The following is a 26,435-nucleotide window of genomic DNA, read 5'->3' as shown; positions in this document are numbered from 1 at the left end:
CAACGCATGGATGCGTGAAAAGCGGTGACAGGGCCAAGGATGGCCCTTACACCGCGGTGACGTTCATATTGGTAATTTACTTGAGGAGTCAGTGTGATGTTGGGAGTGCCTTTTCTTTTGCTACCTTTTCTTTGGGCAAGCAAAGAAAAGTAAGTCGTAGCCCATGGATGGGCGTCGAAACCTGTCAGGAGGACATATTAGCCTTACCCTCCATGGCTCGTATCAAAGCGCATCCATGCGCTTCTCATTCATTCTTTTTAAACGACGAAAAAGAACGAACCAAGAAAACGTCGCCCCAGCATCACACTTAATCCTCAAATCCTAAGCCGATATAGTGCAACCGTCTTGTAAGGCACATCCCTGTGCCAGACAAGACTTAGCCGACATCCTGTCGGCACATTGCATATCGACTTATGCCTTTCGGGTGATGAGAGAGTGCCTTGTCATTAGGCATCAAAGAAGCCCATGGATGGGGTAGAAACCTGTCAGGAGGACGATCTGACTTTACACATAGTCTCGAGTTAATGTTGAACTTTTCTGACTGTGGAGCAATCGTATATTGCTCCACACCAAAGTCATTCAGCTAGTCATCTAGCTTTACGGCTCCAGCTATCTCATCTATTTTCACCGAGCCTGAACCTGATTCGGTAATGGTCAAGGAGCCGGCATTTACCACACGAATATTTCCAGCACCGTCTTCTATTTGAACATGGCCCTTAACTGCTTCGATATCCGTATTGCCCGAACCATCAGCGATAGTGACATCGCCTTGGGCTTGACGAACTTGAATGTTACCAGACTCATCATCGATTTTAATATTGCGTCCACCTTCAACAATCAGTGAGCCAGAGCCATCGATGATATCAGTGTTGCCGCTAAAACCGCGAAGGGTTAGATCGCCAGACTCATCTTCTATTTTGATATCCGTGCCGCCTGTCACATCAATATTACCCGAGCCATCCTCCAACTCGAGTGTATCGATCAACCCCTTTATGGTTATATCGCCAGAACCATCGTCGATAACAAGTTGCTGGACGTTAGTGATATGGATATTGCCACTGCCGTCATCAATTTCAGCACCTTGAATATCTTCCAACGTTATATTGCCAGAGCCATCATCTAGTTTGATAAAACCTTTGATATTTTTGATGGCTATATCGCCCGAGCTGTCATCAAGCGTTAGCGCAAGTTGACTTGGCATGGTGATGGTTAAGTCAATTCTAGGGCTATTATTGCGATACCATTGTACACCAGAACTTGTATCTGAATCGGCCACCAACATGGCGGTGTCACCGGATTTTTCTAGTGTAAGTTGGTAGTTCTCTGCTTCTGTGGTTAACACTGAAGCTTCCACTTGGATCTCTTGTTGGTTATCGTATCCAATGATCTGGATATTACCCGAGGTGGTATTTGCATCAAGTTTGCTTAAGTCTGCAGCGTTGAGTTGCAGAGATTTATGGAGTGTTTTGGTTGCGCTTGCGCTTGGAGAGATATGTACGACACAGCCAGATAAAAGGCTAAGTGCAGCTAAACAGGTGAAGAGCTTTTTCATTGTTGTTATTTTCCATAGTGGTGATGACATAAGGTTACCATTCAGCAATAGTTATACCAGAATGAAGTTATAAAAAAATCAATAGATTAAGCAGGTAGCGAACCTTAGGGTGGTCAAAATAGCGAAATCAAATAGTGAGCTGAACCAAAAGTTTGCAGATGTGACTGTCATATGGCTGTAAATCCGACAATGTAGTCTGGCGCTATTGTTTGTTGATTTCTTTGGCTGTGCAATGAAAGACATAACGAAGACAACCGAGCTACACGCTGTCAATCCGAAATCATTCGTTGACAGTCACTGTAAACCAGATGCTGCTGTTTTTTTGGGAGTAGGAAGTGCCGTCAGCGCTGCAACTCTAGGGTGTTCTGCCTGTGTATTGACCCATAAAGGCCTACCTTGGTTATTGATAGATTGTGGCTTTGATACGGTGTCGCGTTATAAAAAGCATTTTTCGTCATTACCCGATGCTGTGTTTATCACCCACCTTCATTATGACCATATCGGTGGATTGGAGCAGCTTTACTTTCAGGCTGCATTGAGTCAGCACCAAGTCACTTTATACGCCCCAGCAGAGCTAGTTGTTGGGTTGTGTAATATGCTCGCGTACACCGGGCTAAGCGAAGGGAATTGCGGTGTATGGCAGGTTTTTCGTTTATTTCCAATCACTGAAAGCTTTCTTCATCGTGGGCAGCGTATACATAGTTATGCCGTTCGTCATCATGAGCCCAACAGTGCTTTTTCGTTACATCTCCCAGGTCACCTGTTTTACAGTGGTGATACTAAGGCGATTCCTGAGCTGCTCCATCACCACGTCAGTAACGGCGAGGTTATTTTTCATGACTGCGGTCTTGCAAACAATCCCAGTCACTGCTCCCTTAATGAGTTGTTGATGAGCTATCGTGAAGACATCATTAAAAATATTTGGGTCTATCATTACCAGCATCAAGAAGATGTTGTGAAGTTCGAACGCGCAGAACTCAAAGTGGCTATCGCTGAGCAGCCGATTGCGCTTTAATTTTGCGACTGAGAGGTTAAATAGGCTTTTAGTTCTCGAACAAACTCGCTGCCGATCTCATGGTGTATCGCTTTTATTTTTTCGGCGCACTCAATGGTGTTGTTATCAAGTGCCGAATATTCTAACGCCTGTAGATGTTCAGCTAGTACCTCTGCACCCACTGCTTTGGCGGAGGTTTTGAGGTAATGAGCTTCGTCTTTTAACGCTTGAAAAGCACGAGTTTGGTATGCAGTTTTAATTTTTGCGCAGCTAGATTTTGATTGCACTAGAAAGTCGGTGTAAAACTTTTTCGCCGTAGCAAAATCATCACCGATTAAATCGATAAGCACCTGAGGGTTGAGGGTTTTGCTCATTGTGTAAGGTCCATATCTAACCATTTATCTAAGGTGTTTTTAAGCTCTTGTAATCGCACCGGTTTGCTAACATAGTCATTCATGCCACTATCTAAACAAAGCTCTTTATCCCCTTTCATAGCAGCGCCTGTGACGGCAACAATAGGAATGGCTTTGCGCTCTTCTGTGGACTCAAATGCGCGAATTAACTTAGTTAATTCATAGCCATCTATCTCTGGCATATGGCAATCCGTCAACAAAAGCTGATATTGCTGGCTTTTATACATCGCCAAGGCTTCTTTGCCGTTATTGGCAATATCACAGGAAACTCCAAGTCTAGAAAGCTGTTTGACGATGAGTTTTTGGTTAAAGGGATTGTCTTCTGCAAGGAGTATATGTTGCTTACCACTAGTATCCGATTCATCATCGGTGGGGCTAGATACTTTATTGTCTAGTGAAAGTAGTGCATCTAGTTCACTGAGATCGTTTAATTCACCTAAATCAGCCTCGTCATTTTGCTGACTTACTTTAAGTTTACTCAGTAATTGACCGATAGCGTATTGAGTCTGCGGTGCAATTGGTTTTGGTTTTTGTGTGGTTAACGCTGTACTGTTCAAGTTAGCAAACGCTTTTTCATCAAGAAATACTAACTCTGGAATAGGTGAGATTATTTGCTCTGCACAGACTCCGGCTTGCGTTGTGACAACACGAATAAGTGCAGTATCGTCTGTCTCTTTGATTTCATTGGGTGACTCGATGACTTTGAGCTCATTGCAAAAATGCGTGCAGGCATTGTACAACTGAGTCAGCGCCAACGAACTTTGCCAAGGCGTATCACTTAACCAGTAGAGCGTATTAAATAGAATATTGGGCTGCTGTTGTGTTCTTGGGCGCCAAATAGGAATGGTAATGGTAAAAGTTGAGCCTTCACCGGATTTACTTTTTAAGACGACCTTGCCGCCCATTAAGTCAATAAGCTTGCCACATATTGCAAGCCCTAACCCCGTACCACCGTATTTTCTCGTGATAGAGCGTTCGGCTTGTGTAAAGGGGGTAAACAGTTTCTTTTGTACTTCTGGTGCAATGCCAATGCCATTGTCTTCTATCTTAAATATCAAGTGAGATAAGGCCACGCCTTCACATGCCCAGTGCACATTGATGGTGACTTTTGCACCGCCTTCTCTATCTGCAACGCTAAATTTGATGGCATTGCTGACAACGTTAAAGATAATTTGCCGTACTCTATTTTCATCGCCAATCACTTCTAGCGGTAGTTTTATGTCCTCATGCACCGTTAATTTTACTGATTTGTCTCGCGCGTGGGCTTCAAAGGTTTTGATGATGTTATTGAGCATTTTAGAAGGGGAAAACGGGTAGCTCTCAAGCTCCATTTTTCCTTGTTCAACTTTGGCTAGGTCTAAAATGTCATTCAATATTGAGACTAAATTATTGGCTGAAATAGACGCAGTTTCTAAGAGTTCTTGGTTGTCTTCATCAAGCTCTGATAGTGCCATGAGATCTAAGGAGCCGATAATGCCATTCATGGGAGTTCTGAGTTCATGGCTCATCATGGACAAAAAATCTGATTTAGTACGATTGGCCTGCTCAGCTTTAATTATCGCAGCTTCAAGATCTGCGGTGCGTTCTGCGACGCGCTGCTCTAATTCTTGATTAATGTGCTGGAGTTTTTTCTGGGCAATATATACATCGGTTTGATCGATAACAACGCCGTCAATACGTGCTGGCCGACCCTGTTCATCGAGCCCCACAACACCTTTGGCATACACTACAACAATGTCTTTATCGTTGAGCAGGCCGCGATAACGCTGCTCAAAGGTTTCACCTGAGTTTAGCGACGCTTCTAGCGCTTGAGTAACACGTGCTTTATCGTCGGGGTGAAGGCTAGCTTCCCAAAGATGCAAATTGCCGATATCGTCTTCCGAAAGCTTGAAGATTTCATTCGCTTGATGATCCCAATTCCAGATCCATTGATTCGCCACTCGTATTGCTCGCCAAGTGCCTATTTTCCCCGCTTGCATGGCAAGTTCTTTGCTTTCTTCTGCATCATGTAATGCGACTAGCATGTCTTTTTCGTGAGTACAGTCAGCTAAAATCCCATAAACACTGTGTGTGCGAATACAATACTTAACTTGCTCTCCCTTGAACTCAAACCAATGAATTGTTCCCCTTACCTCAAGCCGGAACTCAAAATGCAGCATAAGCCCTTGTTCAATATGGTGAGCGAGTAGCTCGGCAAATAGCGGCTGATCTTCGTGGTAAATCATGCTTTTTAAGGTGTCCCAGTCAAGTTCTGCTGACGCTGGGAGGCCTATCAGTGATTTAAATTTAGGAGAAAAATACGCTGTCTTATTAAGGAGATCGTAGCACCAAACTCCCAGATTTGCGCTGTTGACGGCGTGGCGCAAAATTCGAGTTTGTTCGTCTTCCAACGGATTTTGACAATAATACGTAGAGAGCTCGGCAATATGTACGAATATTTCGTTGCTGCGAACATCATAAAATGACAGTAAAAATTGTACATTTGGCGACGTGCGCAACGACACTTGTACCAAAGAGCCGTCAGCAATTGTTTTTTGCTGCTCTTCTACGCATAAAGGAAAGATAAATAAGTCTTCAAGGTGCTTATTGATGACGTTATCGACAGGTGCGAACAGTTTTTCCGCAACGGCGGTTGTATGACTGACATACCATTCAGATGTAACAATCAAAATTGGCATACTGTCTTTAAGCGCTGTTAGCATCGTATCCCCCCATAATATCCTCATAAAACAATATAGCAGTTCATGATTAACTTGCTGGATTTATGGTCGATCTATTGATGTTTAGGTGGAAGGGTAAAGGTTGTAAATTGTAGAAAGCCATCGCGACCTATGAAGTCGTCGATGGATTGATGAAAAGGCTCTTATTCTTAAAAGAAAGATAGTCAGCAGTGTAAAGCAATATTTTGCTTTCCTCTAACCGTACGAGTACCACATTACTCGGTGGTTTACACCGCCTCTACATTGAGCCTTTCTGCGAGTAGCTGGCGCTCAGTATTTAATCCTCTGTAGTCTCGAAGTCCTGCGAGAAGCGCCCTGATTAATACTGTATCAGGGTTTTCACATTGTAGTTGAGCTTCCAACAGAGCGATTGTATGGTCTACGATCTCACGCTTTTGTGGTGCAAGCTTGAGCTTTTGAGATTTTTCTTGGAGCTGTAAAAAAGCTTGTTGGACTTTTTGTTCGTGGAGTTGTCGTTTTTTGGCTTCGATCTCTTTTTGGGACGGAAAATCCTGCTCGGTTAACACTGGCAACAGTGCTTGATTTGGTAGCGCTGTACAAATTGAGTCCATGCATGACACCACCCAATTAACCAGCTTTTCAGTGTCGAAATCAATACCTTCGATCACGGGAAGCGAAAGGTAGTTAGCTATAATGCCATCAAGCGTCATCGCGAGATCGGTTTTCCATGGCCGGACTTGCTCGCCATAGTTTTCAAGTAAAAAACCTTCCTGTAGCGTAAGCCACGTCAAGCGAAACTCTTGATAGAACATGATCAAATTATTTGAAAAACTCAGTGACTCTTCCTGCAATAAGAGCTGAAACATCGCTTGGTACTGCTGTAAATCTTCGTGCTGGAAGCGGATTTGTTGTTTTAGCTTGGCAATTGGAGTCAATTTATCACTTTCTAATATCGCTCTTATTTTATCCAGCAGATCCGCTGTTTGACGCTCAAAAACGGCTAATAGTAGTTCGTCTTTTGACTTAAAGTGTAGGTAGATAGCACCTTTCGAAATGCCCACTTTATTGGCGATGGTTTGCATGCTAAAGGCACTATCACCTTCAGCTAAAAGTAACTGCTCCGCGCACGCCAGTATTAATTTTCGCTTATCAGACATAGCTCCTCCTGTTCACATTGCAGTATACAGTCAATTTAAAAATGACCAATAGGTCATTTTTAAATTGACTAAATTCAAAATGTGGTCAATTATTATGTTGTCTATTCAACGGGAACATAATAATTATGAGCAATACATCATCTTTAATACAACTAGTCAGGCGCACGCGGCCAAGTTGCCTATTACTATCAACTCTGGTTTTGTTTACGCTTATCTCTAGTGTTTTAGGTTTGTTGGTGCCTTTGCAAACAAAAAAATTGCTGGAAGAACTCGGAGAAAATGGTCATTTTTCAAATGAACGGGTAGTCATATTAATTATGGTATTAGTGTTTTCCGCTGTGCTAACAGGGTTGATGACTTACATCATGGGTAAAATTGGCAATGAGCAAAAGCTTAAATTACGCGGAGACCTTTTTCAGCACCTTATTCGTTTGCCTGTTTCCTTCTTTGATAATACTAGAGCTGGGGAGCCCGCGAATCGTATCGTAAAAGACACTGAAATTATTGAAAACCTCGTGAGCGAACAGTCTGTGTCTTTTATATCTGGTGTGGTTTCATTATTTGGCTCTTTTATTATTCTATGGTTTTTAGACTGGCAAATGACACTTGTAATGCTTGGTGCAGTTACGGCTAGTTTTCTGATTATCTTACCGTTTTCTGTGAGGCTAACGGATCTGTCTAAGTCATTACAAGATACTGAAGCCTCTATGCTTGGAAGGTTAACCGAACTGTTTGCCAATATCCGCTTACTAAGAGCGCAAGGTGCAGAGAAAATAGAAGCTAAAAAGAATAATAATGAATTGAAGTCACTCTATAAAACCGCAATGTCAGAACATACGCTTTTAGCGACCATGGGCGCATTGGTGAATTTAGTGATCATGGCTTCGATAGTGTTAGTACTAGGATTTGGCGCATCAAGGGTTGCCAACGGTGCGATGACGCTAGGTGCTTTTGTTGCGTTTATTATGTTTTTACTGAACATCGTGTTGCCGATGGGGCAGTTAAGCATGGTGGTAGCCGCGTTTAATAAAGCAAAAGGAGCGGCCGTTCGTATTAATGAGATCTTAGCAACGACACCACCAAATGAAGCTGGTCATACGATTAACCTGACTGATAAGTCAATTTATGTTCGCAACTTATCTTTTAGTTATGCTGATGACAAACCGGTATTTAAAAGCTTAAGCTGTGAATTCTTAAGTGGAAAAACGACCGCTATTGTTGGGCCATCAGGGGTTGGTAAGTCTACACTCTTCGCTTTGTTGCAGGGCTTTTATCAGGCGAGGCGTGGTTACATTGAAATTGCTGGGCTTAATGTTGAAGAGCTAGACCGAGCCAATTTAAGAGCGCAAATAGGCTACGTTGCGCAAGAGAGCCCGCTGTTGTGCGGCACCTTATATGAAAACTTGGTCTACGGTACTTATGAGACAATAGATGATGAACAATTACAGCATGCCATTGCCACGGCCGATTTAGCAGAGTTTATCGCGACACTACCTGATGGGTTGAGTACTCAAATTGGTGAGCGTGGCATTACTCTGTCTGGCGGACAAAGGCAACGAGTTGCATTGGCGCGAGCACTATTAAAAGACCCAGCATTGCTGCTGTTGGATGAAGCAACGGCAAGCCTTGATTCACAAAGTGAAGCCGCTATTCAAATTGCCCTGAGAAATGCAAAAAAAGGTCGTACTACTATAATCGCTGCGCATCGACTCAGTACGGTTATGGATGCTGATAAGATTATCGTCATAAACAAAGGTGAGATTGAATCACAGGGAGATCATCAGTATTTGATGCAACACTCTTCGCTTTACCAAAGCCTAGTGAACAAACAGTTCAGCCTTCAAACTGCAAGCTAATAACTTTGGTTGAGGTCTGTCAGTTGGGTAAGTGGAAAGAGAATGAACAGTAATGTCATTGGTAAAAGATTAAATTAGGGCCTGTTGACCTTTGCTGTTTAATTTTTGTTCTTCTGAGTGTGTTTTAGTCGCGACGCTCGACTTGCCGCCTAGTGATCTAGGCAAAAGTTGAGCAACAATGAACAAAGCGCACTCAGGTGAACCCAAAGGGCAGCGCTTGATTGGCATTTCTTCTGTGTTGCCCCACAAGGATGTGGGGTAAGGTGACTTTGCAGGAGCACAAAGTCTTTATCGCCTGACTCACATAGAACAACTATGCTACGCAGGCTCTGCCTTGTATAAATACCAATCAAACTGCTGCAAAAAAAACTTGAAAGATAAACAGGCCCTAATGCTTTTTGATGTTTTTCAAAAATGATATAGCACTAAAAGTTTAGATGTGATAGAAAGTAACCATATTTAACTAAGTGCTATTTTAGTTATTGGTTAAAAAGGATTGGTTTTTAGGGAAGACAAATTAATTTTCGTAGGTTTGTTTATGCCCCATAGAGCATCACACACAAGTTCGCATACCTCTATCCCGCTGATTGTAGCGCTAACAAGCGTGTTGTTATTACTGACTTTACTGAGCTTTCCAAGCAAGAGCAAACAGCCTGTAGCAACCAAAGTAGCAGTTCATAAGAGCGGCGCGATAAAGCATGAAGTCCGCCCGACAGAATTAGAATGAAAAATTCGTATTTACCTAAAAGTATCTAATTCACACCATCACCTTACACTTTGTAACAGTTCTGCTTTACTAATTTTTATTTATGTAAAACATATAGTTATTTTATTTAACTAACACCACCATAAAGTTTCCGTCGGCATTCAGTCTATCATCTCACCTCGATAATTTGCTTATTATTTCTAACTCGGTATAGTTTGACGTCGGCCAGAATAGTAATAATATTGCTCAGTTTATGGGCGCAGGACAAATTGGCCTTACTTCTCAGAGGCAGGTATGCAATTAATTCAGTTAAAGTCAGATGACCCACAAGTAGGCGCGGTGTTTTCTGAAATCGATAAGCTTATGAATAGCTTATATCCAATCGCAAGTGCACAGTCTTTATCAATAGAAGAAATTAACCAACCTAACGTGTATGCCGTTGGCTTACAAAATGAAGAGGGCATTGTAGCGTGCGGTGCGATTGTAAAGCAGTTTGATAAAACCTTATACGGTGAAATTAAACGCTTGTACGTAAAACCTAGCTATCGAGGTAAAGGGCTTTCTAAACGTATTATGCAAATTTTGCTTCACTACGCGGGTGAAGCGCAGATCCCACTTATTCGGCTTGAAACCGGCTCTAAGCAAGCCAGTGCGATAAGTCTTTATGAGAGCTTGGGATTTGAGCGATGTGAACGCTTTGGTATGTACAGTGACAACCCGTTAAGTGTCTTTATGGCGTTATCACTGAAATCTTAACCTAGCAAAATAGGGATTGTCGGTATCGGCAGAGATACTGGCAATCTCTGCAAGTACCACAGTGACCGTTTGATTTTCTCGCTCTAAAACTAAACACTCCTGTTTGCCGACTATAGCCGTGTTTTCGCAGCTGCCATGCACAACTTTACCACCTTTCATCTCAATAGTAACCGCTAGGCGTTTTATACACGCCAGTTCGATATAATCATACTGTTGGCAACTGAGCATAGATACGTCCTTATTGAATAAAGCCACCTCTACTCACAGGTGGCTTTTCGAACTTAACTTTAAAGAGACTTAATTCCCATATTGTAAAGCGTAAAGCCATAAATATCGGCATACTGTTCAATCGTCTTGCTTATCGGTGTGCCTGCGCCGTGTCCAGCATTGGTTTCGATACGAATAAGCGTCGGATTAGCACCTGTGTGTTTGCTTTGTAGCTCAGCGGCAAACTTATAAGAGTGTGCAGGTACTACGCGGTCATCGTGGTCACCTGTAGTGATCATAGTTGCTGGATAATTTACACCAGCCTTTACGTTATGCACAGGTGAATAACCTTTCAGGTATTCAAACATCTCTTTGTTGTCTTCCGCCGTACCGTAATCGTAAGCCCAGCCAGCACCAGCAGTAAACGTGTGGTAACGCAGCATATCAAGTACCCCTACCGCAGGTACAGCTACTTTGAATAGGTCTGGACGTTGTAACATCGTTGCACCTACTAACAAACCACCGTTCGAACCACCGTTAATTGCAAGCTTTTCACTTGAAGTATAATTTTCAGATACTAAATATTCGCCTGCAGCAATAAAGTCATCAAAGACGTTTTGTTTTTGCATTTGAGTACCAGCTTTGTGCCATTTTTTACCATACTCACCGCCGCCACGTAAGTTTGCTACCGCATAAACACCACCCAGCTCTAACCAAGCTGCACGTGTTGGGCTAAAGTAAGGCTTAAGACTGACATTAAATCCACCATAACCATACAACAGAGTCGGGTTGTTACCATCCAGTTTCAGCCCTTTTTTATGGGTGATGATCATCGGCACACGGGTGCCGTCTTTTGAGGTGTAAAAAACTTGCTTAGACACGTAAGCATCTGAATCAAAATCTACTTTATCTGAACTATATAACTCGCTACGCCCTGATTCTGCATCGAAAGCAAAGATAGATCTCGGGGTGTTGTAGTTAGTGAATGAGTAATAAAGTACTTTATCTTCTTCCTCACCGCTAAAGCCACTTACAGTGCCTACACCTGGAAGCGTAATGTCACGGATCAGTTTACCTGTGAAGTCATACTGTTTTACCAATGAAATTGCATCTTTGATGTAAGTCGCAAATAGGTAACCTGACCCTGTTGAAACCGATAGTACATTGTCGGTTTCTGGGATCACATCTTGCCAGTTTTCTGGTTGTGGCTGCTTCGCATTGACTTTAACGATACGGCGATTTGGCGCATCTAAGTTAGTGCTTAAGAACAATTTGTCGCCTTCACTGTGGATCACGCTGGTATCAGAGTTGGTATGATCTAAAATCGTTACCCAGTCACTATTTGGCTTGCTTAAGTCACGAATAAATAGCTTGTTACCTGATGTTGATACCGCAGCAGAGATCACCAAGTATTTTTTATCGTCTGTTACACCACCATAAACATAACGGTGCTTTTGCGCATCAGTGGCACCAAAAATGACTTTGTCTTGATCTTGAGGTGTGCCAATCTTGTGGTAATACACTTTATGTTGGTCAGTTTTTGCAGAAAGTTCGCTGCCCTTAGGTTTATCATAGCTTGAGTAGTAAAAGCCTTCATTACCAAACCAAGAGATACCACTAAACTTCACGTCGACCAGCGTTTGACCAACCTGCTCTTTAGTCTCGGCGTTTAGTACAATCACTTTACGCCAGTCACTCCCACCTTCGGAAATTTGATACGCTACTAATGAAGCGTCTTTACTAAAACTTAATCCTGCAAGCGATGTTGTGCCATCGTCACTCATGGTGTTTGGATCTAAAAATACCTCAGCTTCACTACCTTCTTTTTGACGGTACAAAACACTTTGGTTTTGCAATCCATCATTTTTGTAAAAATAGGTATAGTTGCCGTGCTTAAAAGGCTGAGAAACACGCTCGTAATCAAGTAGTTCAGTGAGGCGTTTTTCGATGTCTTTACGATATGGAATCTGCGATAAATATGCTTGAGTAGTCTCGTTTTGTGCTTTTACCCACGCAGCGGTTTCTGCGCTTTTATCGTCTTCTAACCAGCGATATGGATCCGCCACTTGCGTACCAAAGTAGCTGTCTACCACGGTGCCTGTTTTAGTCATTGGATATTTCACAGATTGCGTCAATGCCGCATTATTAGATTGTTCATTTTCGGTATTAACACATCCGACAAGCGCAAGAGCAATGGCTCCAGCTAGTATCTTCTTTATCATTGTGGGGATTCCTATTGGTTCTTATTAGCTACTATCTCGCCGCAGTTTCTTGCGCCTTACTCAGCAATACGACTTTTCGATACGGCATTTTTTGTTAAGCATTTATCAGTGTTGGACATGATTACGCTATTTGAATGGCTGTGGATTGTAGTGAAACCGGTGTATTTGTCTACAAATTGTAGACAAATACACGAGTAAGAAGGTTAAATTGAAGTTGATTTGGCGTAATTATTATTGCCTTTGCATAAATATTGTAACTTCAGCCATTACAATACCGAACTTTTCAATATAAGAGCGGTTCATGAGAGTGGTTTGGTCAAAAGACCACATCCAATCATCAAAGTGTACTTCGTAGCTGGTGTCGTCAACGGGTAAGTCCATTCTATACTGCCAATTCATCGCATTGCCGTAGGTTTTGCCCGATGCTGAGTTGAGGATATCGTTGGCGCGGCCTAAATACTGGTTGCCAGCTGCTTTTGTAATAGTCCAAACTCGCGTTTTGACGCCATCACCGAGCAAATAGTTAAAGGACTCATCTAAGACAAGCTCTGACTTGTTGTTAATCGAGCCCTTAATATCGACAGTAAACTGCTGCACTAAGTTGCCATCTCTGTCTTGGACTATTCCCCATGCTTTTACATCACCAACAAAAAACTCATAGGGGTCAAATTGCGGTTTAAGTGTCGAGTATTTATTACCGTCAATGCCCGAACTGCATGCCGACAATAAAAATAAGGTGAGTACTGCAAGAGTGATGCGCATTGTTTTCTCCTTAGGCTTGAGGCCACTTTGAGTGCTATTGCTTTTGATATGTGAGCCAAATAGCGAAGATGAAATTAATTGGGAAAAAACCATATGCTATTTCCGCTTTAGACCTAGAAGCTCGGCTCGCATGGTTGGTTCGGATGTTTTTTCACCGAGCCAAATATTGAAAAAACGGGTCGTAAATTCCGAATCTTTCACTTCGCCAATAAGGTTTTTATCTTGGTAAAACTGTGTAGTTCCTTCGGGGGTCCTCACGCCAAAAAGCACGGTCCCTTTAGAGACATTGGGGAAGATTTTTTTCATTTCTGCCAGCCATCGCTCACCTTGACTCGAATTATTAAACCCTTGCTTTTCCATCTCTTTTAGTGAGCGTTTTGCTATCTCTTTGCCGTCAAGCGCGCGTAAATAATGTAGTGCCAGTACAAAAGGCTGGTCTTGAGAGTACGCTCCTTGGGGGGCATAAAGGCTGGCATCATAAACATCCCAAAACAAATAGGTCATTCGACTTGTTTTGCCGACCTGCTTCGGGTTTTCGATAAATTGATTTACAAGATCACTGGTGCTTGCGAAACCCTGAGTGCTGAAAAGCAAAATCAAAAAGGCAAAGATGGCCCTTTGCATACTAACCTCTTCCTATATAAAAACGGTTAGTCCTTTATACGAACGAGCTGGAGAGTTTGTTCACTTTACTGCTGCCTGAAAGGTGCTGTCATCCCCCTTTACAATTTGTTAAGCTGACTAAAACCTACATACAGGAGCCATTATGAGCCTTTCAATTCGCCCAGCAGAAGTAGCTGATGCCGCGACAATACTGCATTTTATTAACGAACTTGCAATTTATGAGAAAGAGCCAGATGCCGTGCTCAATACCGTGGAAGAAATAGAACAGAAATTGTTTGGTAAAGAAGCCAGAGCGCACAGCGTTATTTGTGAATTAGATGGTGAAGCAATTGGGTTCGCAGTATATTTCTTTAATTATTCTACTTGGCTTGGCAAGTACGGGCTGTATCTTGAAGACTTATATGTGTCACAAGACAAACGCGGTGTTGGTGCAGGTAAAGGGATCATGAAATACCTCGCAAGGCTAGCACTACAAAAGGACTGCGGTCGTTTTGAGTGGGTGGTACTGGACTGGAACAAGCCATCAATCGATTTTTATGAAAGTATCGGTGCTAAAGCACAAAACGAGTGGATTATTTATCGCTTATCAGGGCAAGAACTCATCGATTTTGCTGAGTAAGTATAGTGGATTGAGAGGGCTATTTAGCCCGCTCAATCTCATGTTTTTTTAAGTTATGGTTACTTATCTACGTGGCCTAAATCACGCTCAGGATCTAATAAATCTCTCACTCTTCTTTTGAGCACCTTGGCTTCAGGAAAGCCACCATCGGCTTTTCGGCACCAAATTAACGTATCATTGTAGTAAATTTCGAATACGCCTTTACTTGCTGGTGCAAGTGCAACTTGCTTTAAATCGTCGAAGAAAGTTGAAAGCAACTCTTGTGCAAGCCAAGAAGCTCGCAGCATCCATTGGCAAAGCACGCAATAATGAATTGTAATGATCGGTTTTTGCATGAATTTACATAAACTTGAAGGTTGTGATTGGATTTTAGCACTGTGATTTATGATGTGGCTAGTATGAAAAAAACGGGGGTTACCCCCCGAAATTATCCAGGGAGACCTCAATCATAAGGTCAGACTTTAAGTTACGGGTTATTCACATAGTAACAACCCTTTTGTGGTAAGTTGGGGGGGAGACGTGATGAAAATTAGGATTCTAGTGATCGTTTCTATATTGACCCAAAGCTGCGTTCAAATTATCAATCCAGCGTTGTCTATTTTTAAATTCTGATTGGATTGCTTGGCGTTGAGTCGATGTTAGATCAGGATGCCAAATTGAGAATATAAGTACAATTCGGTCACGGTCGCTGCCATTATGTGCCATATGCAAATAGGAGTCATCAAAGATGGTGAGTTGATGCTCTTGCCATGAAACACGCTCGCCATTGACGTCTAGGTAACAGTCATGGGGAATATCTATGGCTAAATGCACTGTTAAGCTGTGGTTCGAAAGGCCGTAATGTGGAGTGATGGTTTGGCCTTTGGCTAATTTAGAGTAAAACACTTCGTATGGAGATGCTGTTAAGCCATAACAAGGTACTTTCTCTAAGGCTTTTTTAAGTATAGGAAAGTGCTTTGACACTGAAACGTTTTCCACTCCCTCTTTAAAAAGGGATAACGCTTGCCAGTTGTTACTGTTTGCGAGCATTGGAAATGCGCTTTCATACTCTTTACCCGACAAATAAGGCGTAAGGTGTGAAGATGCGGTATTAAACGTAGTGTGAAATTCTTTGATGATGTCGGGGATCGTAGCGTTAAAGCTTTCATACCATGCAAATTGTTCCGCAGGCCAGATAGGATGAGCACTTAGATTCGCAACGTAAAAAAGGTGTGGTGCTTGGGTTGTTTCGAAGGGTTTACTACTATATTGCACCCAGCGACCGGACTCAATGCTTGATGCTGTACCAAGGTTCTTTTCCATACACTGCCAAGCTTTTTGGAATCTCTCAAGTGTTTGAGGGGCGGTGCTATTGGCGAGTTGAAGGCGCTTAAAGCTACCTGTGAGTGCTTCACATAGGGTGTAACATACGAGTGCTGTACTGTCTTCTCCCTTCTTCTCTAATAAATGTCCAAGGTAGAGATACACTAAGTAGTTTTTAGGTGCCAGAGTAAGGCAGTGAAAGTAGGCCTTTTCACTTTCAGGTAACGCGCCAATTTGCTCTAAAATTACAGCAACCCGATAGCTTAGTTCAGCACTTTGAGGATAACTATCGATTAGCTTCGATAATAGTAATGACCAACTATTTTGTGGCTCGCACTCGAGAGTTGGCTGTAAAAGTGAGTCTATATTTAGTGGTTGTGTCTCTTCGTTTGTCATTAAAGTGGTTTCTCTTTCTATTTATTAAGAACGCCAATATCGAGTGGCAAAGTCATTCGATAGTTATTACCGGTAGGGTTAAATGGCTGTGTTCCATGCCAAAAATAAGAGGGGAAGATCACGATTTGCCCTCGTTGAGGTTTTACGGTTTTGAATGGTGGAAAATCGTAGGGTGGTGCCAGTGGTGGCCGCCCAAACTCAATGACACCATTGTTGCTATCGTCATTTGGCGTGTTGATATATAGAACTACACTAATCCAACCTGCGGGGTGAATATGGCTTACGTGGAAACCTTGCTCCGTCAGTTTGACAGACCATGAGCCTGTAATGCATTTCTCTTTGCGTAAATGAGCTAAAAAGGGATGCTCTGGATCTAAATCTAACTTATTAAGGCATTTATCTATATCTCGCAGCAGTTGAGTTCGAGCTTTGGAGATGATTTCGATATCTCTATTAAGCAAGCCTCCTGAAATTTGTGAGCCATTTACTAAGGTTTGTTCACTTGGTGCTTGTTTGCCTTGATGAAGTGTTAGTAAGCATGACTCCAACGCTTTAAGAAAGTCTTCAGTGTCTTGATAGCCGCTCGGAGCACCTAAGGTTGTGGTCAGAATAAAATCAGGGTTGCATAGAGCGTGGTGCTTTTTTTTATCGGTAGCTTGATATACTGCGCTTAGCCAAGCTAATGCAAGTTGTGAGTTGGGCTGTGCTTGCAACACTTTTTCGAGCAGGGATTGTGCGGTACTGAACTTTCCAAGCTGGATTGCAAATTTTGCTTGCTCACATATCCTGTCGTAATTAACGACTATCTTATTGGCATTATCGAAATGCTCAAAGGCTGCATTTAGCTCATTGTTTGTGGCCGCTAGACGTCCTCTTAACGCGAGTAATGTTGCTGAAGTATCTGCGTAACCCGACGCCTGTATACATTCCTCACATAACTTGTACTGATTGGTATTCCAGTACAGTTCAGCTAGGCACTCTATGAGTTCTAGGCGGTTATTTGCTGACTCCATCACGGTTAGTAAACTGGTAGCAAAAAGCTGATGCTGCCCACTTTGCCAATAAAGCTCGTTAATTGCTTTATGTATGATTGGATTGTATGGGGCTTGCTTCAATGCCAGATTGTAGGCTTGTTGTGCTTGTTCAAATTGACCATTAGCAAAAAAGCAGTCACCGAGGTTGTAAAGCGGTTCATAGTGCTCAGGTGCTTTTTGATGTACAAATTTAAAGCATTGAATTGCTTGGTCAAATTTAGCCTGTAACTTATAGCAAAGGCCTAAATTGTGTATTGCCCGAAAGACAACCGGAGAGTGTTGGGGAACTTGTTGATAGTAACTGATCGCCTCACTAAGGTTTCCTCTTGTTTTTTCAACGTCCCCGAGTATTTTGGTGAGTTGTCCAGAATCATCTAGAGATTGTCCTTTGAGTGCCCATTGACTTGCCATGTCGAGCCGGTTTTGTTCAAGATACAGCAGCGACAAGTTTTTAAGTAAATCTAGATTTTTGGGCTCAGCTTCATACAGCGCAAGGTAATGGGCTTCTGCTTGGTGTAAATCACCCGATAGCCAGTAACATTTGGCTAGATGAGTTAAGATTTCAGTTTTAAGTGGGGCGAGTTTCGCGGCATCACTTAATGAAGTTATTGCGCTTTGCCACTCGGCTAGTGATTTATAGCAAATTCCCAAAAGGTAATGCAGATCGGGGTGAGGCGAGTCAATAAAAGGCTGTAGCTTAGTTAACGCTTGTTGATATTGTTTTTGTTGGATCAATTTAAAAGCATCTTGAACTGCAATAGTAATTTCGGGCGCTTGCTTCATATTATTTTTTCTTAAACGGTCAATTTGACTGAGCTGCATACTTTTTATTTTAGCCAAACTCGACTTAGTTGCGAGTAGGGTGTTGTTATTTTTAAGTTTTGTTGGTTTTGATTAATTTTTTAGTAAACGCGATGGAAAACTTAGTAACTTACTGTAGATTAAGGGACTTATACAGCAACAACAGAAAAGGGAGCCGAAGCTCCCTAGTCTTTCAGTATCAACTGATTAGAACGTGTACACAGCACTCACGAAGTAACGTGGGCCAATTACGTCATACAACTCTGGGAATGTATTGGCTTGTTGCTGAGCATCACCTAGAGCTGTTGGTTCGGTGTCTAGCGCATTTTTAACACCAAATGTTGCTTGTACATGGTCTGTGAAGTGATAGCTTGCGCTAAGATCAAGGTACCATACAGCTTTAGATGTAGGCACAATTTCGTTTTCGCCAGTGTCATCATCAACTTCGCTCATATATCGCACTAGTGCTGACACGCTTAAGTCACCTGAAGTCCAAGTGAAGCGGTTATTACTCTGAAACTCTGGTCGAGGGGTAAGACATGTGTTACCGAATTTACCTTCACAGTAATTAGTTTCTGTAAAGCCAACACTTGCTGTTTTAAAGTACTCATCAAGAATGGTGTTCTTTGAATTAATACTCAATGTTGATCCATTCTCGCCGATACCAAAGTCAAGCTCAGTCCTCCAATTGAAGTTAACGTCATAACCCTTAGTACCTAGTTCAGCTATGTTAGCATTGAGTGCCGTCACAAGGTCTACGTTGCCATCAGGACGACGAGTAATCGCTTGACAGAACTCAGAGCTTGGATCTTTAAGCTGGTTGTAACAAACATCCAGAATATTGTTTACGCCACCACCTAGTACATCGATAGCATCATCAATTTGAATATCGAAGTAATCGATAGTCACGTCAAAGTTTTCTGTAGGTGTAATAACAAGACCTAGCGTGACCGTTTCCGATGTTTCTTCCTTCAGCTCTGGGTTTCCGCCAAAGCTCCCCTCGATTTGCGCGTTTGCTTGCTCGAATACACCGACTTGAGAAGATGCAACACCGTGAGCTTCACAAAGTGATCTATCTGTTTTTCCTTCTACGAAACCATCAACGCTACATGGATCGGTTGCGCTTGGGAAGCCATTTGCTGCGCCTTGGAATAGTTCTGAGATGTTAGGTGCACGTACAGATTCTTGATAACCCGCGCGGAACGAAACGTATTCATTCACTTTCCAGTTTAGCGTTGTTGCAAATGAAGAGACGTTACCAATGTTTGAATAGTCAGAAAGACGCCCTGCAAACCATAGTGTAATGTCTTCAGCAAATGCCGCATCTGTCACTAATGGAATGTCGATTTCTGTGAAGATTTCATCAACACTATAGCTACCAACGGTTGGCTCACCAGCGTTAAAGCCCAAAACATCACCAGATGCTAAGAATTCATCAGGACGGAAGCTCGAATCATCAAAGCGGCTTTCGTAGCCAATTACGAAACCTACCGGCAAATCAGCAGATGGCACGGTAAATGGTAATTCACCAGCAAAATCGACGTGGAAGATCTCTTGTTTGATATTTGTTACGTTAGATGCACCAACGTTGATAAAATCAATCGCCGCTTGTGAAATATTACCTTCACCGAATATGTTCAATGGTGCACAACCGCCAGATGTATCTTGACATGCGCTACCGTCATCAGTAACTAAAATTGCTTGTCTGAAGCGTGTTTCAGAAACGTCATTATTAAGTAGATTAGAGCGATCTAGTTCAGAGCGGCTGTAGTATGCGTTGTAAGCCCAATCACCAATAAAACCATCAACACCTACTAACACTCGCATAGCGTTACGTGTATCAATTGATTGACGTGGCCCGTTTTCAACCATACGGCGACCAATTGTAGCGAATGTAAAGTTACCATTAGCGTCAAGTTGACTAACCATGTTACCTGTTGGTTCACCTTCAGCATCAAGTTCAGGTACTAACGCTTTCATTGCGGCTTGAACATCTGCACCAAAGAATGGGCTGTCAGGGTTAACCACCAAGCCATTTACGAACGCTGGAGTTGGCGCTAGCTGTGATGGTACTTCGTTGCGAATAAATGATAATTCACTATATAAGCGAGTTTCATCATTGATGTAATAGTGTGCAAAAGAGTTAAGCGTTAAGCGCTCTTGTGGAAGTTGTAGGTAGTTATCAGGGGCATAGTTAAATGCATCGGCTGATGTATACGGTAAGCCTTCACCATTAGGACCAAAGCGGCCTAGAGTTGTACCGTTAGGAAGCGTAGGGCCGGAAAATATACGAGTGCCAGGAATACCTGATGAGCCACCAGGCACTAAACCTGTATCGCCTTCCGTGAGCGTTACGTTAGTAAAGTCTCTATCACCCTGAAAGATTGACTCACGTTTGGCGTAACCAATATAAACAGTTGCATTACCTTTACCGTCGGCAAAGTTTCCACCTAAGGTAAGGTCAGTGTTGAACTTTTCACCATCGCCCTCTTCTGTGATGTCGTATAACGCAGAAATTTCTGCACCTTCAAAGTCATCTTTCAAACGGAAGTTTACAACACCAGCCAGAGCATCAGAACCGTATACCGCACCTGCACCACCAGTGATGATGTCTACGCCTTCAATAAGAGACGCAGGGATAGTGTTTAAGTCGACAACACCTGTTTGTGTTGCTGGGACCCAGCGACGACCATTAACAAGAACAAGAGTACGCTCATCGTTTAAACCGCGTAAGTCAACACGAGCAGTACCATCACCCGGGTTATTTGAGCTTGGGCCAAAAGAAGGAACTGTCAATGGTAGCTCGGCAAGCTTTTGCTCAACGTTTAAGTTACCCGACATGGCAAATTCAGAACCGTCTAGTTCGATAACTGGTGTTTTAGCAGTTAAAGCAACACGTTGAATACGAGAACCTGTAATAGAAATTCTTTCGACTTCTTCATTAGCACCATCAGCTGCTTCTTCGGCTGATGCTTGGATGCTTAAACTTCCGCCGATTAGGCACGCAGAAGTGATAAGCATACTTAACTTAGAACGCTTGAATTGTTTCATGATATCCCCTGATAGGTTTGTTTTAGATACCCTCGGCAAGTTTAATAACTCATCACAAAGGCTTATTAGTATCACGACGAAGTTATGACGGAAGCTTGGAATATGCCAGTTGAGATACGTAAGGCGATGGGAATCAGTGACGACAGGCGAGAAAAAAAAGATCAAATTTAATTTGCAGATTACATAGTGACAATCTATAACAATAATATGTTAACTATTGTGAAATAGGATACAAAGTATTAGTATCCTTGTTAACCTGTTGATGTGTTTAAGGTGATGAATGAAAAGAGTGACGATCTCTATTCCTAGCTATTTGTCTGAGCTTGGCGTCGAAATAAGTACAAAATTAAAAGAAGTCGCAGTTTGTTCCCAGTTTGTTTATTATCAATCTATTGTTGATGTTTTGGAAACTATCTCGACGGGTGAAATCGACTGTTTGTTAATTGATATTTCACATGATATTGACCTGGGAAAGCAAGAATCAATCATAAAAAATTTTGACTCTGTGCCAACTATTAAAATAACGACAGATGTTAAATTAAATGCTTCTACAACAATGAGTGTTGATGGGAAAGATACAGAAGGTGCTCTGATCACCAATATTCTTCAGCTGGCATTCTTGGATTCTAAAGAAGCTTCATCGGAATTTGTCCCGAATCAAAGATTGATTGTAAAAGACTCGGGGCATATTCATGTGATAAAAGTGGAAGACTTAGCTTGGGTTGGTGGTGCGGGAAACTATGTTGAACTTCATATGATCAATCGGCAGCGTTCAATCTTGCATAGGGACACGATGTCATCAATGGAAAAAAGTCTTAAAACCTTTGGCTTTTCTAGGATCCATAAGTCTTCACTCGTTAATTTAAATGCTATCAGTGAACTTAAGACAAGAGATAATGGAGATTACGACGTTATTCTAGAAAACGGAGATTCACTCCACCTTTCGAGACGTTATAAACAAAACTTGTCCTCTCTTTTGCAGCCAACATAAGCTGACTGTAGTGTCAGCTTACTCCTTTGGCAAAATGGACGAATTCACTAAAGATAGAGTCTTTAATTAGTCTGTCAGGTGTGAAGGCGTAATAGTTTTGATACGTACTTTCGATAGTGCCAATGAGGCAGACATCATAGTGCCGTTGCAATTCTGATTTTATCGAAAGAGGGGCAGGAAAAATGCCAAACCCCTGTTGACCTAATGCCTTCATCAAGGCACTGTCATCCACATGACCTGCGACTTTTATTTCTATATTTTGCTCTTGCAGCCAGAATTGAATCGAGTTTGTTACTGGGCTGTGTTTCGCGGGAAGAATGATTGGTTGCGCTTGTAATGACTTTGGGTAGTTTGCCCTAAGTGCGTCACAACTAGAAATTGAACCATAAAAGCCAATCTGGCTTTTGCCTATCTCGTGACAAAATACCTTAAATGGCATATTACTATCAAGTGGTTTGTCCGCAAGTACGATATCGAGTTTATGCATCGCCATCTGAGCCAATAATTCCGACTGCTGACCATCGATACAGTGCAAGTTGGCAACTTGCTCATTTTCTATCAAAGGCGCAAGCCACTTTGATACTAACGATTTTGGAATAGCATCTGAGATACCTACTTTTAATGTGCGATGTATGGCTGTTGCACCATCTTGTGTTGTTTCTAACCATTCTTTGGCAATCGAAAACATATCGTCCGCATACTGCTTGGTCAAAATGCCGAAGTCAGTCAACCTGAGTCCTCTTCCTTCTCTTATAAATAAAGGTTTCCCTAGCCGATCTTCTAAGCTTGATAGTTGCGCGCTGATGGTTTGAGGCGTCAAATGAAGGACTTTGCTTGCACCTGCGATGCTGCCTTCATTGCTTACTTGCCAAAAATAGTAAAGGTGGTTGAAGTTTATGTTCATACTGTTCGTAAAAATCTTGGGTTTAACCGGGGAGAATCAGGAATTTTCTGCGTTTAACAGTAGCTAATTCGAACATTTTAAGCAAGTATAAGTTCTTTTGTAATCGCCTTTCGGAAGGTGAATAGAAAAACAGAACTTGACTTGTGGATGGTGTAGGTATTGAAGGCTATTAAACGTTAACTGTAAGGACCAGCTCGACGTCCACAAAAATATGAAAGGTTTATATTTGATGTAAAGAGCATCGTACTATAATGCTCTTTGGTTTCCAGTTAGTCTAGTGAATTTGGCAGCTTGTGATATACAGCGTTTTACAGTTCGACGACGGCATCCCACCTGCTATGTCCTTTGTCTTATTCTGCGGTAATATTTTGTCAGTATCTAATTCTTTTAGTTTTTTGGATTTTAGACTTAGTTTCACTTTTTACTCCTTTCGAATAGTTGGTTAGCAAACTTAGATTCGTTTGTTTTTTGAATAATGTCAACTCAGCTTACTGTAAAAATCATCCAAAAATATAGAAATATTATCAATCGGATAAAAATTAAAGCGAATTTTAGTTCGTAAAAATCTTACTTTAAGTTAGATATAATCAGCTTTTTTCTTTTTTTGAACATTAGTAGATTTGATCTCACGGCACAAACAAGTAGTAGTTGAGAGAATGTACCGGATAGCGTAAGCGTTTTTAGTTCGAGTCATTCTCAGTTTCAACAAAGTTATATTTGATGCGATTGTCTGAGGTAATGATGAAATTGAACCTTGTTGGTGTAAATGAGCCGATAGCGGTGTCTAGTAAAGTCACTTTTTCTAAAGCAATAAATGAAGCGTTGTGCGGCTATGCAAACAATATTCGAAAAATAAATGTACGAATTGAAAAACACGTGGACAAGCAGATTGGCAAGTTTACCTTATGCCAAATTGAGCTTTTATTACCCGGATTACCAACATTAAAGGTCAAGGCAAAAGGTAAAACTTTGCTGCAGGCATTAAATCGGGCATTACGCAATTGCAAGCAAATCTTAAAACAGAATTATTTTAAACTCGGTTAGTTTTCAGTACCGAGTGATTCCATTCCCAAGCACTTGCAGCGGCAAGGAAGCCGCGCAATTTTTCTTAACGATCCTCGATAAATTACCGATATGTAGGTCAAAGGAAATCATATTGGCCAAAGACAATGAACGTGAACTTTTTAATTCACTTAGAAGCTAAATCAACCACGAGTAAGATGGAGCAGAAAACCAAGGTTGAAGAAGCGACAGAATCTAAACCACTCAGACTATCAGAAAAAGATATGTCTAAGTTATCTGGAGAAGAGGTAAGAGAGGAGCAGGAAGAAGCTCCACTACCACCCCACATTCAAAAAATGGTTGAAAAGCTAGAAGAACTCAGAGAGAAAATAAAGGAAGCGCAAAAATTACTCGAAGAGCTAAAAGCAAATGACGCTTATTCAGATGAAATGAAAGCGGAGCTAGTTACACAAAAGCTTGAATATATTTTACGTATGCAGAATCAAGTTATTGAACTAACCAAAAATATCCAAAAAGCTTTAAAAGAAGCTGGGATAACCGCTCCTGGCATTTTGCTTAAAGCGTTAGCTTAAAAATCCAACCAACAATATTTTACCTTGCGCCATATTTGGACGTTGGCAACATAAATCGATGCGCATGTTTGCTGCGGACTTATACAAGCGTTTTAGCTTAGGAAAAGGCTTAGTGACCAACTGTAGGGTTTTTACTCTAAGGCTCCTTCTGGTTATACCATCTAGAAATGCATAAGACGTAGAGTTTAGTGCTGAGTGGCAGGCGGTTAACATGTTGTCTGTTATCTGATGTTGATGAATCGCTTCAAACCCTGCTTGATCAGTTAGATTCCCTGTGGATGCGGCAAGCACACAGACCGAATACACATCAAATATTCCGATTGCGCGAACTTTCTGGCTGCTAGGATCTTCGTATGCGACCATAACACAAGGAAGGTTATCGGGATCATATTCCATTTGATGTACCTGATAGAGTCTCAGCTCTGTATCAATATGTTTGTTCATTAGTTTTTCAAGTTGACCAACTTGAGGCAAGGGCACGCCTTTATGTAGCGTATGAATTTCTCTTGTTTTGCTGCTTTCTTCCGCGGCTTTGACCAGCGGCATGATTTTGTTATGAAGGTCGTCGTCAGCAAACGGCTTTGACAGTACAAACGCCGCTCCATAGTCAAGGGCGAGCTTAATTTGCTCACGATCGTCGACAGTCGTTACCATCGCCATAGTGACATCAAGCTGTTTTTGTTTAATTGCTTTGACGAGAGCGAGTCCTGAAATATCGGGCATATGCCAGTCGGTCAATACAATATCTGGATGCCAAGAACCGATAATCTTTAATGCTTCTTTTGCGCTTTGTGCTTTCTTTATCAACAGCTTGCGATATCTAAAACGCACTAAACCGCGACGAATAATCTCAAGTGTTGCTGCACTGTCATCCACGAGCAATATCTTCACACATTACCACTTTATTGAAAAATATAGATTTATTATAGGCACGATTTTTAACCAATACTAAAATGAAAGTAAGAAAATAATGAGTGCGTAATATGTTTCTAGGCAAACTACCAGTTGATGTATTTATCTATATGGCGGTGAATATCGGGCTACTGATATTAGCTTTTTGGTTTTATATTTTGCTGTTAATCCTTCGAGAATTTAGATTGTTTGCAAAGGCTGCTGGTGGAGCTGGGACATCCAACGCAGAGCAACAGTATCTGCTTCAGCATTGTCGTGATGCAATTAACAAGTCAATGAAGTTTGTCGAAGATAACCAACACACCATTCAAGAATTGGCTAACTTACAAATCCACTTAGAGCAGCAATTAGCTGAGGTTAAACGCTCAACACAGGATCATATCTCGCCAGAAGAGCAAACCCGCATGGATGATTTAAATAGTAAGTTACTTAAATCGCACCGGCTAATAAAAAAACTTCGAGGAGATTTGTCGAAAAGTTTAGAGCGACTTAAGCAAACGAGAAGAAAACTATATGACCAATATGAGTCTACAGAGGAACTACAAAAAGAGAATGACACATTAAAGCAGCAGCTAGAAGCCTCTAAGTCTGTGGGAGGTACGTCCGAGCAAGAGCTAGAGCAACTGGTCGCAACCTTTGAAAAAGAGCGCCAAGATATGTCTCAAACTATCAATGAATACAAAAGACAAATTGCCGAACAAAGTCAGGCTCTGCAACAGCTAATGGTTCAAGAACAAGAGGTTGAAGATGGTCCAAAGTTGCAAGCTATTCAAAAAGAGTTAGAGCAAACCCGAGAAGCACTTGAGCACTTGTCCAAAGAGAAGAAATTTATAGAAAGCCGATATTTGGAAGTCGTCAAGAATCAAACCAAATAGTTAACAAAGTGTTTTATTTCTCGTG

The 26,435-nt window shown here is 41.8% G+C and carries 23 protein-coding genes; 9 read left to right on the top strand and 14 right to left on the bottom strand.

Annotation, left to right across the window (positions count from 1 at the left end; all coding sequences use genetic code 11):
• Window positions 1-311, top strand: a 311-nt coding sequence (locus NH462_RS15895) for a hypothetical protein (RefSeq protein WP_253106581.1), incomplete at its 5' end; no start/stop codon positions are given.
• A 272-nt stretch (window positions 312-583) separates the two neighbouring features.
• On the opposite strand, the gene NH462_RS15890 is transcribed toward NH462_RS15895, so the two are convergent.
• A complete protein-coding gene (locus NH462_RS15890) occupies window positions 584-1,552 on the bottom strand; it encodes a hypothetical protein (protein ID WP_253106579.1) in 969 nt (322 codons plus the stop codon).
• 232 nt (window positions 1,553-1,784) lie between these two features.
• Between NH462_RS15890 and NH462_RS15885 the strand changes: the two genes are divergently transcribed.
• Window positions 1,785-2,567, top strand: coding sequence for an MBL fold metallo-hydrolase (locus NH462_RS15885; protein ID WP_253106577.1), 783 nt, complete (start codon window positions 1,785-1,787; stop codon window positions 2,565-2,567).
• Here NH462_RS15885 and NH462_RS15880 read toward each other — a convergent pair.
• From NH462_RS15880 to NH462_RS15870, 3 genes are all read right to left on the bottom strand, one after another.
• Entirely contained in the window at window positions 2,564-2,920 is a 357-nt protein-coding gene (locus NH462_RS15880) for an Hpt domain-containing protein (protein ID WP_010375589.1), read from the bottom strand. The genes NH462_RS15885 and NH462_RS15880 overlap by 4 nt on opposite strands.
• Window positions 2,917-5,661, bottom strand: coding sequence for an ATP-binding protein (locus NH462_RS15875; protein ID WP_253106576.1), 2,745 nt, complete (start codon window positions 5,659-5,661; stop codon window positions 2,917-2,919). The genes NH462_RS15880 and NH462_RS15875 overlap by 4 nt, the downstream gene beginning before the upstream one ends.
• Before the next feature lie 245 nt (window positions 5,662-5,906).
• Window positions 5,907-6,797 (bottom strand): TetR/AcrR family transcriptional regulator, encoded by an 891-nt coding sequence (locus NH462_RS15870; protein ID WP_017218807.1) that lies wholly within the window; start codon window positions 6,795-6,797, stop codon window positions 5,907-5,909.
• 125 nt (window positions 6,798-6,922) lie between these two features.
• Between NH462_RS15870 and NH462_RS15865 the strand changes: the two genes are divergently transcribed.
• Complete coding sequence (locus NH462_RS15865; protein WP_290442452.1) at window positions 6,923-8,653, top strand: ABC transporter ATP-binding protein; 1,731 nt, start codon at window positions 6,923-6,925, stop codon at window positions 8,651-8,653.
• A gap of 1,000 nt (window positions 8,654-9,653) precedes the next feature.
• The gene (locus NH462_RS15860; RefSeq protein WP_253106572.1) at window positions 9,654-10,115 is read left to right on the top strand and encodes a GNAT family N-acetyltransferase; all 462 of its coding nucleotides are present in this window, start codon (window positions 9,654-9,656) and stop codon (window positions 10,113-10,115) included.
• Here NH462_RS15860 and NH462_RS15855 read toward each other — a convergent pair.
• From NH462_RS15855 to NH462_RS15840, 4 genes are all read right to left on the bottom strand, one after another.
• Complete coding sequence (locus NH462_RS15855; protein WP_253106570.1) at window positions 10,101-10,343, bottom strand: Rho-binding antiterminator; 243 nt, start codon at window positions 10,341-10,343, stop codon at window positions 10,101-10,103. The genes NH462_RS15860 and NH462_RS15855 overlap by 15 nt on opposite strands.
• Window positions 10,344-10,402: 59 nt before the next feature.
• Complete coding sequence (locus tag NH462_RS15850) at window positions 10,403-12,544, bottom strand: prolyl oligopeptidase family serine peptidase (protein ID WP_253106568.1); 2,142 nt, start codon at window positions 12,542-12,544, stop codon at window positions 10,403-10,405.
• Between the two features lie 231 nt (window positions 12,545-12,775).
• Window positions 12,776-13,306: a DUF3833 domain-containing protein gene (locus tag NH462_RS15845; RefSeq protein WP_253106566.1), complete on the bottom strand. Its 531-nt coding sequence runs from the start codon at window positions 13,304-13,306 to the stop codon at window positions 12,776-12,778.
• Window positions 13,307-13,402: 96 nt separating this feature from the next.
• On the bottom strand, window positions 13,403-13,930 hold the full coding sequence (locus NH462_RS15840; RefSeq protein ID WP_017218801.1) for a chalcone isomerase family protein: 528 nt from the start codon (window positions 13,928-13,930) through the stop codon (window positions 13,403-13,405).
• Window positions 13,931-14,072: 142 nt separating this feature from the next.
• Between NH462_RS15840 and NH462_RS15835 the strand changes: the two genes are divergently transcribed.
• Complete coding sequence (locus NH462_RS15835) at window positions 14,073-14,549, top strand: GNAT family N-acetyltransferase (RefSeq protein ID WP_253106564.1); 477 nt, start codon at window positions 14,073-14,075, stop codon at window positions 14,547-14,549.
• A 59-nt stretch (window positions 14,550-14,608) separates the two neighbouring features.
• Here the strand turns inward: NH462_RS15835 and NH462_RS15830 are convergent, their stop codons facing one another.
• The 4 genes from NH462_RS15830 to NH462_RS15815 form a co-directional block, all read right to left on the bottom strand.
• Window positions 14,609-14,884, bottom strand: coding sequence for a SelT/SelW/SelH family protein (locus tag NH462_RS15830; RefSeq protein WP_253106562.1), 276 nt, complete (start codon window positions 14,882-14,884; stop codon window positions 14,609-14,611).
• Window positions 14,885-15,086: 202 nt separating this feature from the next.
• A complete protein-coding gene (locus NH462_RS15825) occupies window positions 15,087-16,247 on the bottom strand; it encodes an aspartyl/asparaginyl beta-hydroxylase domain-containing protein (protein ID WP_253106560.1) in 1,161 nt (386 codons plus the stop codon).
• A gap of 17 nt (window positions 16,248-16,264) precedes the next feature.
• Window positions 16,265-18,064 carry a tetratricopeptide repeat protein gene (locus NH462_RS15820; RefSeq protein WP_253106558.1) on the bottom strand — a complete coding sequence of 600 codons (1,800 nt, stop codon included), beginning with the start codon at window positions 18,062-18,064 and terminating at the stop codon, window positions 16,265-16,267.
• 225 nt (window positions 18,065-18,289) lie between these two features.
• Window positions 18,290-21,133, bottom strand: a complete 2,844-nt coding sequence (locus NH462_RS15815) for a TonB-dependent receptor (RefSeq protein WP_010375611.1) — start codon at window positions 21,131-21,133, stop codon at window positions 18,290-18,292.
• 280 nt (window positions 21,134-21,413) lie between these two features.
• Here NH462_RS15815 and NH462_RS15810 point away from each other — a divergent pair, with 280 nt between their 5' ends.
• Entirely contained in the window at window positions 21,414-22,124 is a 711-nt protein-coding gene (locus NH462_RS15810; protein WP_010375612.1) for a LytTR family DNA-binding domain-containing protein, read from the top strand.
• A gap of 13 nt (window positions 22,125-22,137) precedes the next feature.
• Here NH462_RS15810 and nhaR read toward each other — a convergent pair whose 3' ends face one another.
• Window positions 22,138-23,028: a transcriptional activator NhaR gene (nhaR, locus tag NH462_RS15805; protein WP_010375614.1), complete on the bottom strand. Its 891-nt coding sequence runs from the start codon at window positions 23,026-23,028 to the stop codon at window positions 22,138-22,140.
• A gap of 738 nt (window positions 23,029-23,766) precedes the next feature.
• Here nhaR and NH462_RS15800 point away from each other — a divergent pair.
• Window positions 23,767-24,072 (top strand): hypothetical protein, encoded by a 306-nt coding sequence (locus NH462_RS15800; RefSeq protein WP_248694190.1) that lies wholly within the window; start codon window positions 23,767-23,769, stop codon window positions 24,070-24,072.
• 125 nt (window positions 24,073-24,197) lie between these two features.
• Entirely contained in the window at window positions 24,198-24,623 is a 426-nt protein-coding gene (locus tag NH462_RS15795) for a hypothetical protein (RefSeq protein WP_253106556.1), read from the top strand.
• On the opposite strand, the gene NH462_RS15790 is transcribed toward NH462_RS15795, so the two are convergent.
• Window positions 24,615-25,514, bottom strand: a complete 900-nt coding sequence (locus NH462_RS15790) for a response regulator (RefSeq protein ID WP_019647487.1) — start codon at window positions 25,512-25,514, stop codon at window positions 24,615-24,617. The two genes, NH462_RS15795 and NH462_RS15790, sit on opposite strands and share 9 nt — an antisense overlap.
• A gap of 92 nt (window positions 25,515-25,606) precedes the next feature.
• Here NH462_RS15790 and NH462_RS15785 point away from each other — a divergent pair, with 92 nt between their 5' ends.
• Complete coding sequence (locus NH462_RS15785; protein ID WP_010375620.1) at window positions 25,607-26,410, top strand: chromosome segregation ATPase; 804 nt, start codon at window positions 25,607-25,609, stop codon at window positions 26,408-26,410.
• Window positions 26,411-26,435 lie beyond the last annotated feature (25 nt).

Origin of the sequence: Pseudoalteromonas sp. OANN1, from assembly GCF_024124685.1 — a bacterium.
GTDB classification, from domain to species: domain Bacteria; phylum Pseudomonadota; class Gammaproteobacteria; order Enterobacterales; family Alteromonadaceae; genus Pseudoalteromonas; species Pseudoalteromonas piscicida.
Note: the sequence above shows the minus strand (reverse complement) of the source record. Positions and strands in the feature narration are given on the sequence as shown.